The 15,608-nt window shown below is 69.9% G+C and carries 16 protein-coding genes and 1 pseudogene; 13 read left to right on the top strand and 4 right to left on the bottom strand.

The window, feature by feature from the left end:
• Window positions 1-90: 90 nt before the first annotated feature.
• Entirely contained in the window at window positions 91-1,050 is a 960-nt protein-coding gene (locus LI336_RS13960; protein ID WP_227133743.1) for a PhzF family phenazine biosynthesis protein, read from the bottom strand.
• A 196-nt stretch (window positions 1,051-1,246) separates the two neighbouring features.
• Between LI336_RS13960 and LI336_RS13955 the strand changes: the two genes are divergently transcribed.
• From LI336_RS13955 to LI336_RS13945, 3 genes are all read left to right on the top strand, one after another.
• Window positions 1,247-2,053 carry a DUF7839 domain-containing protein gene (locus LI336_RS13955; RefSeq protein ID WP_227133742.1) on the top strand — a complete coding sequence of 269 codons (807 nt, stop codon included), beginning with the start codon at window positions 1,247-1,249 and terminating at the stop codon, window positions 2,051-2,053.
• 157 nt (window positions 2,054-2,210) lie between these two features.
• Window positions 2,211-2,798: a flavodoxin domain-containing protein gene (locus LI336_RS13950; RefSeq protein WP_227133741.1), complete on the top strand. Its 588-nt coding sequence runs from the start codon at window positions 2,211-2,213 to the stop codon at window positions 2,796-2,798.
• Complete coding sequence (locus tag LI336_RS13945; protein WP_227133740.1) at window positions 2,795-3,730, top strand: hypothetical protein; 936 nt, start codon at window positions 2,795-2,797, stop codon at window positions 3,728-3,730. The genes LI336_RS13950 and LI336_RS13945 overlap by 4 nt, the downstream gene beginning before the upstream one ends.
• Window positions 3,731-3,812: 82 nt before the next feature.
• Here LI336_RS13945 and LI336_RS13940 read toward each other — a convergent pair whose 3' ends face one another.
• Both LI336_RS13940 and LI336_RS13935 read right to left on the bottom strand, forming a co-directional pair.
• A complete protein-coding gene (locus LI336_RS13940) occupies window positions 3,813-3,974 on the bottom strand; it encodes a hypothetical protein (RefSeq protein WP_227133739.1) in 162 nt (53 codons plus the stop codon).
• A 68-nt stretch (window positions 3,975-4,042) separates the two neighbouring features.
• Window positions 4,043-4,732, bottom strand: coding sequence for an alpha/beta fold hydrolase (locus tag LI336_RS13935; RefSeq protein ID WP_227133738.1), 690 nt, complete (start codon window positions 4,730-4,732; stop codon window positions 4,043-4,045).
• Window positions 4,733-4,840: 108 nt separating this feature from the next.
• Between LI336_RS13935 and LI336_RS13930 the strand changes: the two genes are divergently transcribed.
• The 10 genes and pseudogenes from LI336_RS13930 (at window position 4,841) to LI336_RS13885 (ending at window position 13,769) form a co-directional block, all read left to right on the top strand.
• The gene (locus LI336_RS13930; protein ID WP_227133737.1) at window positions 4,841-5,290 is read left to right on the top strand and encodes a pyridoxamine 5'-phosphate oxidase family protein; all 450 of its coding nucleotides are present in this window, start codon (window positions 4,841-4,843) and stop codon (window positions 5,288-5,290) included.
• 2 nt (window positions 5,291-5,292) lie between these two features.
• Entirely contained in the window at window positions 5,293-6,039 is a 747-nt protein-coding gene (locus tag LI336_RS13925; protein WP_227133736.1) for a competence/damage-inducible protein A, read from the top strand.
• 142 nt (window positions 6,040-6,181) lie between these two features.
• On the top strand, window positions 6,182-7,642 hold the full coding sequence (locus LI336_RS13920) for a hypothetical protein (RefSeq protein WP_227133735.1): 1,461 nt from the start codon (window positions 6,182-6,184) through the stop codon (window positions 7,640-7,642).
• A gap of 65 nt (window positions 7,643-7,707) precedes the next feature.
• Window positions 7,708-8,331, top strand: a complete 624-nt coding sequence (locus LI336_RS13915; RefSeq protein WP_227133734.1) for a GNAT family N-acetyltransferase — start codon at window positions 7,708-7,710, stop codon at window positions 8,329-8,331.
• A 182-nt stretch (window positions 8,332-8,513) separates the two neighbouring features.
• A pseudogene (locus LI336_RS13910) lies at window positions 8,514-9,128 on the top strand (GNAT family N-acetyltransferase); the annotation flags it as partial.
• Window positions 9,125-9,775 (top strand): GNAT family N-acetyltransferase, encoded by a 651-nt coding sequence (locus tag LI336_RS13905; protein ID WP_227133733.1) that lies wholly within the window; start codon window positions 9,125-9,127, stop codon window positions 9,773-9,775. The pseudogene LI336_RS13910 and the gene LI336_RS13905, both read left to right, overlap by 4 nt.
• A complete protein-coding gene (locus LI336_RS13900; protein WP_227133732.1) occupies window positions 9,772-10,398 on the top strand; it encodes a GNAT family N-acetyltransferase in 627 nt (208 codons plus the stop codon). Before LI336_RS13905 ends, LI336_RS13900 begins: the two co-directional genes overlap by 4 nt.
• Window positions 10,399-10,495: 97 nt before the next feature.
• Window positions 10,496-11,689 carry a redox-regulated ATPase YchF gene (locus LI336_RS13895; protein ID WP_227133731.1) on the top strand — a complete coding sequence of 398 codons (1,194 nt, stop codon included), beginning with the start codon at window positions 10,496-10,498 and terminating at the stop codon, window positions 11,687-11,689.
• 49 nt (window positions 11,690-11,738) lie between these two features.
• Complete coding sequence (locus LI336_RS13890) at window positions 11,739-12,470, top strand: hypothetical protein (protein WP_227133730.1); 732 nt, start codon at window positions 11,739-11,741, stop codon at window positions 12,468-12,470.
• Window positions 12,471-12,737: 267 nt separating this feature from the next.
• Window positions 12,738-13,769: an NAD(P)/FAD-dependent oxidoreductase gene (locus LI336_RS13885; RefSeq protein ID WP_227133729.1), complete on the top strand. Its 1,032-nt coding sequence runs from the start codon at window positions 12,738-12,740 to the stop codon at window positions 13,767-13,769.
• Between the two features lie 12 nt (window positions 13,770-13,781).
• Here LI336_RS13885 and LI336_RS13880 read toward each other — a convergent pair whose 3' ends face one another.
• A complete protein-coding gene (locus LI336_RS13880; RefSeq protein WP_227133728.1) occupies window positions 13,782-15,449 on the bottom strand; it encodes an Ig-like domain-containing protein in 1,668 nt (555 codons plus the stop codon).
• Window positions 15,450-15,608: the final 159 nt, after the last annotated feature.

Raw genomic sequence — 15,608 nt, 5'->3', positions numbered from 1 at the left:
TGGTTGCGGACGTCGCCGGTTCGACCACACGGAACAGTGCGGACGTCGCCGGTTCGACCACACGGAACAGTGCGGAGGTAGCTCCCGGACCTACAGGAGGTGGCCTTCGGAGACCGGTATCACGCGGCCGCCGACGCGGACGTCGGTGCGGTCTTCGTCGTCGGGGTCCTCGCCGTCGCTGGCGCTCGCGCGGAGGCGGAGTCGCGAGGGGCGTCCCATCTCGATGCCCTGTTCCACGACGAAGTCGACGGCGTCGCGGCCGTCCGCGCGCTCGCGGCCGCCCTCGGGGACGTCGAGCCCCATGCTGCGAGCGTCGGCGTCGTGCCGTGCGAGGTACGCGGCGAGGCAGCCGGCGGCGGAGCCGGTGGCGGGGTCCTCGGGGACGCCCGCCCAGTCCGCGAACACGCGAGCGTGGAGGTCGGCGTCCGGGTCGACCGTTTCGGGGGCGACGACGAGGACGTTCACGCCACCGAGACCGTCGACGACCTCGCGCTGGTACGCCTCGGGTTGGGTGGCGGCGCGCTCGGCGGCGTCGAGGTCGCGGAGGGGGACGACGAGCGTCGGGAGGCCCGTGGAGACGACGTCGATTGGGGCGTTCCGGACGTCGCTCGAGTCGAGGCCGAGGACGCTCGCGGCAGCGTCGCGGTCGAGGCCGGCGGCGAACTCGGGCGCGACCTGCTGCATCCAGTAGCGTTCGGTGCCGTCGGCGTCGGTCTCAACCCAGACGCGGACGTCGCCGACGCCGAGGTCGAGCACGAGTTCGTCGGGGTCGTCGTCGCGGACGAACTCCCTGATGACCGCGGCGGTCCCGATGGTCGGGTGACCGGCGAAGGGGAGCTCCTCGGCGGGGTCGAAGATGCGGACGGGATACCGGCCGTCGTCGGGCGACTCGTCCTCGACGAACGTCGCCTCGGAGTAGTTCGTCTCGCGGGTGAGCGCGAGCAGCTCCGCCGTCGCGAGGTCGGCGGTGTCGTGGAAGACCGCGAGCTGGTTGCCGGCGTACCGCTCGGGAGCGAACACGTCGACGGTGTGGAAGCGTCGGTCAGTCATCGCGCGACACTGCGTCGCCCGTCCACAAGACGATACGTGATTCATGCTAGCACGAGACGCGCCGCTGGGCTTCCACACGAGCCATCGGCGCCCGACATCAAGTCAGCTTGCCGAAGTCGCGCGTATCAGACGGAAGAGGACAACTCTGCCGGTGTTATCGCAAAGGTACTTGTCTTCGCACCACGTACCGTCGACGATGGCCGACCATTCGCAGTCGGACGCGGACGTCCTCCGGAGCAAGCGTTCGGCGACCCGCTATCAGATACTCGTACAGATCGCGGAGCGCCAGCCGGCGGTGAGCCAGCAGGAGATCGCCGACGAGATCGGCGTCACCGCCCAGGCCGTCAGCGACTACCTGCAGGGCCTCGTCGAGGAGGGGTTCGTCGTGAAGGAGGGCCGCGGCCGGTACGAGGTGACGAAGGAGGGCGTCGACTGGCTCATCGGGCAGACCGACGGCCTCCAGGAGTACGTGAGTCACGTCGCGAGCGACGTCATCGGACAGGTGGAGGTGGAGACGGCGGTCGCACGCACGGACGTCGCGGAGGGCGAGACGGTGTCGGTGACGATGCGCGACGGCGTCCTCTGCGCGATAGCCGGCGACGCGGGGAGTGCAACTGCGGTTGCGGTGACGGACGCCGCCGAGGGCGAGGACGTCGGCGTGACGAACTTCGAGGGCGTCGTCGACTACGAGCTCGGGTCGGTGACGGTCGTGAGCGTGCCGCGCGTACAGGACGGTGGGAGTCGCGCGGTCGACCCCGAGCGTATCGCTGCGCTCGCGAGCGAGCACGACCTCCTCGCGACCGCGGGCACCGAGGCGTTCGTCGCCGCGGAGCGCTGCGAGCTGACGCCGGACGTTCGCTTCGGCACCCCCGCAGCCGTCCAGGAGGCGGCGACCAAAGGCCTCTCCGTGCTCGTCCTCGCGTCGACGAACGAGCTGAGCGCGCACACCGACCGCCTCCGGGACGCGAACATCAGTTACGAGGTCGTCGACGCCGCCGACTGACGCCGACAGTGGCTGCGAGGTCGTCGACGCCACAGACTGACGCCAACAGTTACTGGAGGTCGGCGTGACCGCCGACTGACGGTTGCTTCGCCCGCTCGTTCTCGGGTTCAGAGAGTCGTGAACGTCGTATATCCGCGTTCGTCGCGTCTCTATAGGTATGAGCACTATCTTCATCGCGTACGGAACGGGCGAGGGACAGACCGCGAAGGTCGCGGACTACGTCGCGACGGAACTGGCGGCGCGCGGGCACGAGGTGACGACGCGAGACCTCGGCGAACCCGGTGACGTGCCGGCTGTCGATGCGTTCGACGCGGTCGTCGTCGGTGCGTCCATCCACATGGGCGCGCACCAGGACGTCGTCGTCGACTTCGCGAGGGAGTGGCGGGACGGCCTCGCGACGCGTCCGAGCGCGTTCTTCCAGGTGTCGCTCTCGTCGGCGTCGACCGACCCGGAGCAGCAGGCGGACGCGGCGCGGTACGTCGACGAGTTCCGGGAGACGACCGGCTGGAATCCCGACGTCGTCGGTGGGTTCGCCGGCGCCATCCGGTACTCCGAGTACGGGTTCCTGAAGCGGTTCATGATGAAGCGCATCGCGAAGGACGCGACCGGTGACACGGACGCGTCGAAGGACTACGAGTACACGGACTGGGAGGACGTCGCGTCGTTCGTCCACGCCGTCGACGCCCTCGTCGACCGCGACGCCGTCGCGGAATCGGACCGCCGAGTGGAGGGACCCCGCTCATGAGCGCGTCCGTCGGCCCGACCAGCGACGGCGATGCGACGGTGCAGGGCAGCACGCTCCGGCACGCGCCGCCGTCCCGAGCGCTCGTCCTCGCGTCGACGGTGATCGCGGCGCTGGCGGCGGCGGCGGCCGCGGTCGGCCTCCTCGTCCCCGACTTCTATCGGGACGCGCCGACGCTCGTCTCGCAGGCGCGCGGCCAGGACCTCCTCACGCTCGCCGTCGCCGTTCCCGCGCTCCTGGCGTCGGTCGTCGCGGCGCGTCGCGGGTCCCTCCGCGGGTACCTCGTCTGGCTCGGCGTCCTCGGGTACCTGCTGTACACGTACGCGTCGTACGCGTTCATGACGACGTTCAACCCGCTGTACCTCGCGTACGTCGCGCTCCTGGCGCTCTCGCTCGGCGCGTTCGTCGCCGGGATACTGCGCCTGGACGCGACGCAGGTGAAGCGCGCGCTCGACGGCCGCCGGTTGCGCGCGGTCGTGGCGTTCGAGATCCTCGTCGTCGCGCTCGTCGGGTTCGCGTGGCTCGCCGAGATCGTGCCCGCGACGCTCTCCAGGACGACGCCCGCGAGCGCCGCGGACGCAAACATCCCGGTGAACGTCATCCACTCGCTCGACCTCGGCGTGCTCCTCCCCGGGTTCGTGGTCGCCGCGTACTGGCTCCACCACCGCCGGCCGTGGGGGTACGCGCTCGCGGTCGTGTTGCTCGCGAAGGTCGCAACGCTCGGCGCCGCCATCCTCTCGATGGTGGTCGTGATGGCGGCCGACGGGGCGCCGGCGCCGTTCGAGCAGGTCGTCGTCTTCGGGGCGTTGACGGTCGCGAGCGTCGCGCTCCTCGCACGACTCCTGGGGTCGATGACCGCCGGTGAGTCCGCGGGCGACGCCGCCGGTGGCGGCGAGCACGGCGGGCACGAGGACCGGTCGGTCGACGCGTCGTGAGCTGACTCGCGACGCGTCGCGAGGAGTTTCTCACGCGGCTCGAACGGCCGAATCCGGTTCTTTCGGGCGGGTCCGGGTTCGGTCAGCCGCCGCTGGTCGTGTCTGTGCTCCCGCAGTCGGGGCACTGCATGAGGTCGCCGAGCGTCGGGTGCGTCGCCGTGTCCCAGACGTCGGCGCCGACGGGTGCGCTGAAACCGCAGTGCTTGCAGGTGGTGCGGGCGGACTCGACGCTCTCCTGAACCATACCCCAAGGTATGCGACAGAGTAGCATAGAACTTCTGTCATCGAAGTTGGGGGAGTGACGGCTGACGGTCAGTTCGGTCCGGGGAGTTCCTCGAGGACCCACTGGACGTACTCGTCGCGGCCCTCGGAGCTGAAGAGCTCGTGGCCGCCGTCGTACGTCGTGCGCTGGGACTCCGGCGCGTGTTGCTCGATGGCGCGTGGGTCGACGACGTCGTCGTCGGGCGTATAGAACACGTGGTCGGCGTCGTCGAGCGCGGGGAGCGACCGCTGGGCCGCCCTGATCGTCTGGATCCACTTCGGCGCGATGCGCGAGGGCGCGGTCGCGTCCTCGCTCGTCGCGAGTTCCCCGAGGTCCTCGGGTGCGACCGTGAACGGCAGTATCGGTCGCGTCACGGGCAGCGCGAGCAGGGGTTCGAGGACGATGGGGACGTCGTGCATCCCCCACCACGGACTCAGGTAGACCGCCTTCGGGTCAGGGTCGGCGTGAGCGAGCGCGAGCCCCCCCATCGAGTGCGCGAGGACCGCGTACTCGTCGGTCGCGTCCTCGCTCGTCGCGAGGTCGTCGAGGTACTCGCGGACGGGCGCGACGCAATCGCGCTGGAAGTCCGGCGTCGTCGTCGGCAGTTCGAGCGCGTGCACCCGGTAGTCAGCGTCGACCAGCCGGTCGACGAACCAGCGTTCGTGTCGGCTGTCGACGACGTTCCCCCACCCCATCACCCAGACGAGGTCCCGGCCCTCGCCGAACGTATCCACCTGCATACGTCGGTCTGCGAGCGCCCGCCGGGTAGCTCTTTGGGCGACCCACCACCCGGTCGGTCCCCGAGAACCGACGGCACGCTTTTCGTGGTCCGTACTGACTAGTAACACATGGAAGATACTGACCCTCACCAGCTCGACGCCGACGGACGTGATGCCGTCCTCGGGACCGGCGGCGTCGGCGTCCTCGCGTTCACCACCGCCAGCGACGAGCCGCCGCACTCCCTGCCCGTCTCCTACGGGTACGACGCCGACACCGCGTCGCTGTACTTCCGGCTCGCGACCGGCGGGGATTCCAGCAAGAGCGACCTCCTCGACAACCCGGTGTCGTTCACCGTCCACCACGAGGGCGAGGACGGCTACGAGAGCGTCGTCGCCCAGGGCACCCTCGACTCCATCGAGCAAGCCGACGTCGCCGGCGAGATCCTCGACGGCATCTCGCGCGTCGAGATACCGCTGTTCGACGTGTTCGAGCGACGGCCGCGCGAGACGACGTTCGCGTTCTATCGACTCGACGCGAGCGACGCGAGCGGGAAGCGCGAACTCCAGCGCCGCGACTGACCGTGGAGGTCGTCATCGTGACCGTGGGCGACGAGGTGCTCGCGGGCGATACCGTGAACACGAACGCGAACTGGCTCGCCGGCGAGCTCGCCGACCGTGGTGCGCTCGTCGCTCGCATCCTGACCGTCCCCGACGACCGCGCGGTCATCGCGGACGAAGTTCGCGAGTACGCCGACGCGTTCGACGCCGTCGTCTGCACGGGCGGTATCGGTGGGACGCCCGACGACGTCACGGTCGAAGCGGTCGCGGACGCGCTCGGGCGCGACCTCGTCGTCGACCCCGCCCAGCGCGAGCGCATCGAAGCACGCGCGAAGGCGTTCCGGGACGCGAACCCCGAGCTGACCGACCGCTACGACTTCCAGCTGAACCTCGACGCCGCCGCGACACTCCCCGAGGGCGCGCAAGCCATCACGACCGAGGAGTCCTGGTCGCCCGGCTGTCGCGTCGAGAACGTGTACGTCCTCCCCGGCATCCCCAGTGAGATGCGCGCGATGTTCGACGTCGTCGCGGACGCGTTCGCGGGCGACGCGACGAGCGAGGTCGTCCCGACGTGGACGCCCGAGGGCGCACTCCTCGACGTCATCGACGGCGTCCGCGAGCGCTTCGACGTCCGCGTCGGGAGCTACCCGCGGAGCGAGGACGCGCCCGGTCGCGTGAAGGTAACGGGCACCGACCCCGACGTCGTCGCAGCCGCAGCCGCGTTCGTCCGCGAGCACGTCGAGCCCGCAGACCCGCCCGAGAGCAACTGACCGACCGCCGCGACCAGTACCACCGCCGCGACCAGTACCACCACCGCGACTGGGATGCTCGCCAGCGCGTAGACGGCGTCGGTGGTCGACCCGGGACCGCCTTGGTGCGGGTTTATTACGTCGTACACCATGTGGAGTCGACATGGACCAGCCCATCCGGTGGACGCTCCCGGCGTCGGCGTTCGTCGCGTTCGACGCGCCGCTGTCGGTCGCGACGGTCGACGGCGACCTGGATCCGGCGTACCGGACGTTCCTCCAGTCGGAGGTCGGGTTCGACGCCGCCGACGACGCGGACGCGAGCGCGCTCGCCGCGGCCGCCGGCCGGCTCGCCTCCAAGGAGTGGCATCCGACGTGGGGGCATCGCTACGACCGGCCGCGAGACCCCATGGAGTTCCGGGACCTGACGCGACTGCTCCGTGCGCTCGCCGCCGCCGACGCGCACCTGGGCGGCCCCGGCGCGACCGTCGAGAGCTACCAGGACGACGACGCGCTCCGCGACCAGGCGACCGAGACCGCGAGCGAGTGCCCAGAGTGCAGGGTCGAGACCGTCAGCACCGACGCCGACGGCGCGGCCGCGACCGTCTACGAGTGCTGCGAGCGCCATCACCGCGAACTCCACCGCGAGTACGTCGACGCCACTCGAGCGCCCGACCACCCGACGCCGGCCGACGCGTTCGACCTCGCGAACCGACTCGAAGCCGAGGCACTCGCGATCGACGCCGCCGCGGAGCTCGCGGACGTCGCCGCGTACGACCCGCACGCGGTCCGCCCGGTCGTCGACAAGGTGCTCGCCGAGTTCGAATCCCAGCGCGGCGCGGACCTCGTGAACGTCGACTACCTCCGCGAGCTCGCGCGAGCGCTCACGCACCTCGGGCTCGTCGACGGCTCGGTGCGCGTGCGGCTCGTCCGGTCGCTCGCGGACGACGACGCCCGCATCCGACAGGCGAGTGCGGCGGCGGTCGCGAGTCTCGCGTGGGAGCGCCCGGAGAGCCTCCTCGCGGTCGGCGACGACGCCGTCCCGACGGGGTACCTCAAGCAGGTGTTCGGCGACGACACCGACCCCGTGGACGAGGCGCCGCTGGTCGTCCGGGAGCTCGCGGCGATGGTCGCGGAGGGCGACGCGGACTCGCGCGAGCACGCGCTCGGTGCGCTCCGGGAGTTCGCCAGGACGCACCCGAACGCGGTGTATCCGCTCGCGGCCGAGCTCGGCTCGCACCTGGAAGCCACGCACGCGAGAACCCGGTTGTACGCCGCGGTCGCCGTGGCGGGGTTGAGCGCGCGCTACCCGGAGGTGGGCGTGGACGCGACCGCAGGCCTTGACTTCCTCGCCGCACGCACCGAGGACCCGGCGAGCGTCCCGGCGTCGTGCGCGCTCGCCGTCCTCCCCGGCGGGAGCGTCCCGCGTGCCGTCGCGGCCGACCGCGCCGTCCAGTACGCGGACCCGTCGCGATACCCCCAGTACGTCGTCCGCGAGGCCGTGTACGCCCTCGACGCGCTCGACGCGACCGACCGCGTCGACCTCGACTGGATCCGAGCGTGCGCGACCGAGAGCGCGCTCGAACACGCCGTCGACGTCGCGCGCGGCGAGGTCGACGACGCGTAACGGCGCCGTTGCACGGATTGACACACCGACCGAATCCTTACGTCGACCGCCGGGGATGACGGCGTATGGACCTGTTCCCCGCCGCGTTCGAGACCGAACGACTGCGGTACGAACGCCTCGACGCCGCACTGGACGCGCTCGAGCTCTACGAGTACACGGGCACCGACGAGTTCGAGCGCATCAGCGAGCACATCTCGAAGAGCCGCCACCACCACCCGAAGGACGCGCTCGACTACCTCGAGGAGAGCGCCGAGCAGTGGACGGACGGCGACCGCGCGAACTACGCGATGTTCCCGAAGGAAGACGAAGCAAGGACAGCCGAGTTCGCGGGCGTCGCCTCCCTCATCCCGCTGTGGGACCGCCGGACCGCACGCCTCGGGGTCTGGCTCATGGAGGACTACCACGGCCGCGGGTTCGCCGGCGAGCGCGCCGACGCCCTCGTCGCGCTCGCGTTCGACCGGCTCGACCTCGAGATGGTCGCCGCCGGCCACACGGACGCGAACGACGCCTCGCGGAAGGCCATCGAGAAGTACGTCGACCGCTGGGGCGGCCGCTACGAGGGCGTCCTCCGGAACTGGGTGGTGCTCGACGACGACCCGCGGGACCTCCACCGTTACACCATCAGCCGCGACGAGTACGACGCCGCCGACGTCGACGTCGACCTCCACGTCGAGGAGACCCTCGAGTAGCGATGCCGGTGGACGACCCGACGACGCTGTTCCCGGAGACGATGCGGACGCCGCGCCTGCGATACGAGCGCGTCGACGACGCGCTCGACGCGTTCGAGCGCTACGACTGAACGCGAGCGAGCCGTCCGGCTCGCGAACGCGAGACCAGATACGTCACGCAGACACCGGACCCGCACCCGAAGGCCACGAGCGACGAGCTCGCGTCGTGGGGCGAGGCCTTCGCGGACGCCGAGACCGCGAACTGGGCGATCTTCCTGCGGCCCGGCGAACCCGACGCGAACGGCGATCCCGTCGAGGCGAGCGAGGCGCCACGCGCCTCGGACAGTCGAGCGGACTCCGTCCGCTCGACGGGCGACCGCGTGCACGTCGGCGTCGCGAACCTCGACTGCCTCTGGGAGAACCGGCGCGTCCACACGGGCGTCTCGCTGTACCGACCGTACTGGGGGCGTGGGTACGCCGGCGAACGCGCCCGAGCGCTGCTTTCGGTGACCTTCGACCGCCTCGACCTCGACGTCGCATCCGTCGCGCACTTCGAGGGCAACGAGAACTCGAAGCGCCAGATGGAGGGGTGGGTCGAGGACTTCGGTGGTCGCGAAGACGCCTACATCCGGAACGCGGTGCCCAGGGACGACGGCGACGCCGAACCGTGGAACCTCCGGTCGTACAGCATCACCGCCGCCGACTACCGCGACGCTGGCGGCGCGCCCGAGGTCGAACTCGACCCCGAGAACGTCCCGGAACCGACGTCCGAGCCGACCGACCTCGACCGCGCGAACGACGGAGGTGACGGTGCGTGAGCGACCTCTTCCCCGAGGAGGTCCGGACCGAGCGGTTGCGCCTCGAGTGCGAGTCGGTCGCGGACGCCGACCTCGGGGAGCGCTACGCGTCGATGAACGAGACCGCCATCGAGGACGGCGAACTCGCGTACGTCCCCATCGAGCCGTTCGAGCACCTCCAGGAGGCCCGCGATTTCGTCGCCCAGCGCGAGGACCGGATGGAGTCGGGCGACGCCGGCACGTACGTCGTCCGGCCGCGTGACGGCGAGGACGGCGCCGGGTACCCCGCTGGCGAGGCCGAGCTGTTCGCGGTCTGGGACGAGCGGACGGCGTTCATGACGTTCGGCCTCCGGAAGCGCTTCTGGGGACGCGGGTACTCGGGCGAACGCGCCGCCGCCCTGCTCCGGTTGGCGTTCGAGCGATTGGGCGTCGAACTCGTCTCGGTCACGCACCTCGTCGGGAACGAGAACTCGCGGCGCGCCATCGGGAAGTACGTCGACCGGTTCGACGGCGAGCGCGTCGGTCGGTTCCGGAACCAGCACGTCATCGACGGCGAGCCCCGGGACGTCGTCCGGTACGAGGTGTCGAAGGCCGACTACGAGGCGAGCGGCGAGCGTCCCGACTGCGAGTTCGTCGAGGAGCGCGCTGACGGCGGTGATGGCGCGTGACGGACCTGTTCCCGCGCGTCTTCGAGACGGAGCGCTTGCGGTTCGAGCGCATCCACCCGGAGACGCTCGACGCGCGCGAACTGTACCCGCACGTCTCCACCGAATCCGGCATCGCCGACGCCACCCGGTTCATGACGTGGGACCCCCACCCGCACCCGAAGGAGACGTTCGAGTACGTCCAGCACGTCGGCGAGACGAACGACGCGGCCGAGAGCGGGAACTACGCGCTCTACCCGAAAGCCGGGGAACCGCGGAGCGGCGAGTTCGCGGGGAACGCTGGCATCGGTTCCGACTGGGACCGGCGGACCGCCGAACTCGGTATCTGGCTCCGCAAGCCGTTCTGGGGGCGCGGGTACTCGGGCGAGCGAGCGGACGCGTTCGTCGAACTCGCGTTCGACCGCCTCGACCTCGACGCCGTGACCGTCACCGTCGTCGACGACAACGACCGCTCCGTCAGCGCCATCGAGAAATACGTCGAGCGCTGGGGCGGTAGTCACGACGGCTACTTCCGGCACCTTCGACCGCACGGCGACGACCCCGTGAACCTCCACCGGTACGCCATCGCACGCGCCGACTACGAGTCCGCGGCCGTCGACGTCGCCCTCGACGTCCTCGAGGCGTAGCGCCATCGAGCGCGAGCCCGCACCGTGCCATGCATTCGCGTGACGGAGCGGCGGCGAGTATCAATTTTCAAGCCCGCCCACGGCCTGTGACTGTGCAATGACTTACAAGATCGGTCTCGTCGGCAAGCCCAGCGTGGGGAAGTCGACGCTGTTCAACGCCGCGACGATGAACGACGTCCCCGAGGGCGCGTATCCCTTCACGACCATCGACCCGAGCGTCGGCGAGGCGTACGTTCGCGTCGAGTGCGCGGCGCCCGACTTCGACGAGACGTGCACGCCCGACACCGGATTCTGCGAGGGCGGCGAACGGTTCGTGCCCACGAAACTCGTCGACGTCGCCGGTCTCGTCCCCGGCGCGCACGAAGGGAAGGGCCTCGGGAACCAGTTCCTCAGCGACCTGAACGAGGCGGACGTGCTCGTGCACGTCGTCGACTTCTCCGGCGAGACCGACCTCGAGGGCGAACCCACGGAGGGCCACGACCCCCGCGAGGACATCGCGTTCCTCGAGGCGGAACTCGACCAGTGGTACGTCGACGTCCTCGAGAAGGGCATCGAGCGCTATCGCTCGGGCTACCACGGGAACGAGGGCGACATCGAGGTGGACCTCGCCGAGCAGATGAACGCGTTCGGGACGAACAAGGACGAGATCAAGCAGGTCATCCTCGCGCTGGACCTCGAACTCGACCCGGACGCGTGGGACGAAGCGGACCGCGAGGCGCTCGCTCGCGAACTCCGCAAGCGCACGAAACCGATGGTGGTCGCGGCGAACAAGATGGACACGCCCGAAGCGCAGGCGAACTACGACGACATCACGAGCGACCCCGAGTACGAGCACCTCACGGTCGTGCCGGTGAGCGCGCACGCCGAGAAAGCCCTGAAGAGCGCGAACGAAGCGGGCGTCGTCGACTACACGCCCGGCGAGGGCGCGTTCGACATCGTCGGCGACGTCAGCGACGAGCAGGAGGCCGGCCTGGAGCAGATCCGCGAGTTCGTCGCCGCGTTCGACGGCACGGGCGTCCAGGACGCCATCGAGACCGCGCTGTTCGACGAACTCGGCACGAAGGCCGTGTTCCCGGGTGGCGCGGACGCGATGGGGGACGACCAGGGCCGCGTGATGCGGGACTGCTGGATCCTCCCCGAGGACGCGACGACCGAGGACCTCGCGTACCACCTGCACAGCGACATCGGCGACGGCCTGCTGCACGCGATGGACTGCCGGAGCGGCCGCCAGATATCGACGCGTCACGAACTCGAGCACCGGGACGTCGTCGAGCTCGTCACGACGAGCTGAACCGCCCACGACCGGTTCCTTTTTCACGCCGACCTGTCGTTTCCTGTATGTGAACGAGCGCGTGCAGTGTCCCGTCTGCGAGACGGAGACCGGACGCGAGCGGTTCCCACTACACCTCGCGGACGCCCACCCCGGTGACCGGCTCCGTGAGGCGTTCGGGTACTCGGCGTTCTGGGCCGGCGTCCTCCCCGCACTCGCGGTCGCACTCGGTCTGACGCAGGTCGCACTCCTCGGATTCGGGCTCCCCCTGCCCGGAGCACTCCGCGAGACGGCCGCGACTGCGGTCGGCGTCTATCCGGAGGGCGTCCCCGCGTTCCTCGCGCTCACGGTTGCGCCCGCGGTCGCCGTGGCAGTCGGCGGACTCCTCGTCGCACTCGCTCGAGGCCCCGGACAGACGTTCAGACGCGGCTGGCGACCGAAGCGATACGAACTCCTCCTCGTGGCCACCTGGCTGGTGCCCGTCGTCGGAGCCGGCCTCTACGTCGTCGGTGCGGGCCGACGGTTCGTCGCCGTCCGATTCCTCCGGGAGAAGCTCGCCGGCGGCGGGTTCGTCGTGGCCGACGACCTCGAGACCGCACGGAGCGCGCTCGCGGCGAACCGACACGCGGACGCCGCCGACGCCTTCGAGACCGCCGGGACGCTCGTCCAGGGCCTTCGAGAGGACGCGCACTTCCGGAATCCCGACGTCGGCGAGCACCTTGAGGCCCTCGCCCGCAGCTGCGGGATGGCCGCCGCCATCTGCGAACGTCGACGCGCCGACGCACGAACCACGCCCACGTAGCCGAGGGTTCTTCAGGGAAGCCGCGGCCACGGTCGACGATTCCCCCACACCCAGGGGGCGTCGGTCCAGGCCGGAGCGGAGCGCGCCGACGTCCCAGCCGCGGCACGCGCTCCCTGCTCGCCACCACGCCACGAACGCTCCCTCAACCATCACGCCACGAACGCTCCCTCAACCATCACGCCACGGGGGCCACGGCGACGACCGGGAGCGTCTCGTTCGGGTGCCGCGACCTAGCCGTACTTACTCCTCCCGCGGGTAGCGTCGCGTATGACCGACCGAGTCGCGATCGTCGGCACCGGCGCGGCAGCGTGCGGCGTCGCCGACGTGCTCGACGACACGGACCGCCAGGTGACGCTGTTCGACAAGGCCCGCGGCGTCAGCGGCCGCGCCGCGACGCGCCGCAAGCACGACTGTCGGTACGACCACGGCGCGAACTACGTCAAACCCGGCGACGACGACCGGTTCAGCGAGGTCCTCGAGTCGTTCGGCGACGACGGCATGCACGACATCGAGGAACCCATCTGGGTGCACGACGCCGACGGCCACGTCCAGGAGGGCCGCGACAGCGACGAGCACAAGTGGACGTACGAGGCCGGCATCACGCAGTTCGCCAAGCGCGTGCTCGACGCGACCGACGCCACGGTCACCCTGGAGACGCACATCGAGCGGCTCGAGCGCGAGGACGGCAACGACCAACCGTGGTCGCTCGTCGACGTCGACGGCACGACGTACGACGGGTTCGACGCCGTGGTGCTCACGCCACCGGCGCCCCAGACCACGGAACTTCTCGCGGCGACCGACTGGGAGGACGAGCGACGCGAGCGCGTCGAGAGCGCGGCGGCAGCAGTCGACTACCGCACCATCCGCACCATCGTCCTCCACTACGACTTCCGCGAGGACCACCCGTGGTACGCGCTCCTCGACCCCGAGCAGGCCCATCCCGTCGGGTGGCTCGCTCGCGAGGAGTGCAAACCGGGGCACGTCCCCGACGGCGAGAGCCTCCTCGTCGCCCAGATGAGCCCGGAGTGGTCCGTCGAACGCTACGACGAAGAGACCAAGTCCGCCGCCAGCGACGCCGCCGCGCTCGTCGCCGACCTCCTCGACGACGACCGCTACGCGAACCCCGACTGGGTCGACAGCCAGGGCTGGCGGTACGCACTTCCGGAGAATGGCGCCGTCGATGACGACGTGCAGGCCGGCGAAGCCGCTGGACTCTACTGCGCTGGCGACTGGGTCGTCGGCGAAGGCCGCGTGCATCGAGCGTTCGAGAACGGCCGCGACGTCGGTACCCGGATCTGAGCCAGTGTCGGCTTACACGACGCCGGCGAAGTACGTCGCCGAAGTCCCGTCCGCAAACCGGATCGAGATGACGTAGAAGTCACCCGGACTGAGTTCGTCCTGCTTCGCGCCGTCGAACTCGAGCGCGAACGTTACGTACTCGCCGTCGCCGACGACGACTGGCCCGTTCGTGATCGATTCGTAGTTCCCGCCGACGGTGAACGTAGTCGCGTACTGCGTGTCGAAACTCCCACCGGTCGACGTCCCGGCAACTCGCAGCGCCGTGAGGTCGACCGACGTGACCTGATACACCGGCGCACTCCCCTGGCCGTCTGCCTTCACGAAGTTGACGCGAACCTGTTCGATGGACTTCGGCACCGTTCCGAGGTTCTTGAACTGGACCTGGTCTGCCCCGACGGATTCGAGGCTGAGGTCGCCAGCGGTCGCGTTCCCGGGGTTGATCACGTTCCCGATGTCGGCGTCGCGCTCGACCTTCGTGACGTCGGTCGTCACGAGCTCGAAGCTGTACGTGACGTACTTGTGGCCGTCTTCGTCCGAGAGGTCGTCGTCAGCGTCGCTGTCGCGGCCGACGTCGACCGTGATGGTCCCGAGTGCGTCCGTGTTCCCGGTGACGGTGACGGATGCACGGCCGTCCTCGTCGACGCTCGCGTTGATCGCCTTGTTCCCGTTCGAGAACTTGGCGGGCCCGTCGATGGTCGCGGTGACTTCACCGCCACTGATGGGGTTGTTCTGGGCGTCGCGGACCTCGGCGGTGTACGTCATCGAGGTGTTCGCGGGCACGGAGCTCGCGTACGAGCCGACGGTCGTGACGTACGCGGGAAGGTCGGTTATCGCGTTGCCGTTGAGGGTGACGCGAGCGACGCGGAGCGTGTAGTCGCGCGTGTCGTCGAGCCGGAGCACGACCTCGTTGGGCGTCCGCGGGTCGGCGTCCGCGTCCACGTACGTGTGGAGCGTGACGGCGCTCTCGCCGTCGGCGTACTCCTGCCAGTCGCTCTCGGGGACGAGCGTCGCGATCCGGAGCGTGATGGGTTCGCCGTCGTCCGTGACCGCGATGCGTTTGGCGGGTGCGCTCGCGGCCTGGAGCGTGAGGCTCGTCGTGCCGGTCGTCTGCTCTTGGACGTTGCCGTCGAAGAGGACGAGGGTGATGTCGCCGTCGCTCACGATGGGGGTTCGGGAGGTGACGAGCGTGACGTCGCCGTCGTACTCGTTGAAGACGACGCCGTTCTCGTAGAACGTCCGCGGTGCGTTCGCGTACTGGCGGTAGGTGGGGTCGTAGACGAGGCGCGTGGTCTGGTACGTGACGTCGTTCCCGAGCGAGTCGTAGTACTCGGCGGTCTCGGGGGTCGTGCTGGTGACGTTCTCGATTGCGAACGTCGCGGCGTCAGTGGACAGCGATCCGCTCGCCGGGCCGGGATTCACGAGGAAGAACCGGTTCGGGTAGCGGACGCCGAGGTCGACGTCGACGGTCTCGGTCGCGCCGCTTCCGGCGACGCGCGTCGTGGAGCTGCCGAAGCGCTCGAAGTCCTTCTGGACGCCCTGGTTGTGCTCGAACTCGAGCTGTTGGTTGGCGGCCGGGACGACGCTGACCTGGGTGAGGATGAGGAGGCTCATCGCGAGCCCGAACATCAGGATGCCTCCCAGGACGGGGGAGACTGCCCTCTCCTCGGCGAAGAATGTCATACAGATAATACGATGAGCGAGTATAAGTACTTATCTGTGAGTATACGGCTGTAGAACGGCCCCAAACGGCAAGTACCCACCTACCAGTGCGAGAATCGTTCGGGAGTGGCGGTGGCCGCGATGGCCATCTCGGTCTCGACCCGCCCCCGGTGTGACGCC

It is taken from the genome of Halorubellus salinus (assembly GCF_020567525.1).
Taxonomy (GTDB): domain Archaea; phylum Halobacteriota; class Halobacteria; order Halobacteriales; family Natrialbaceae; genus Halorubellus; species Halorubellus salinus.
This window is presented reverse-complemented; position numbering and strand designations above follow the sequence as displayed.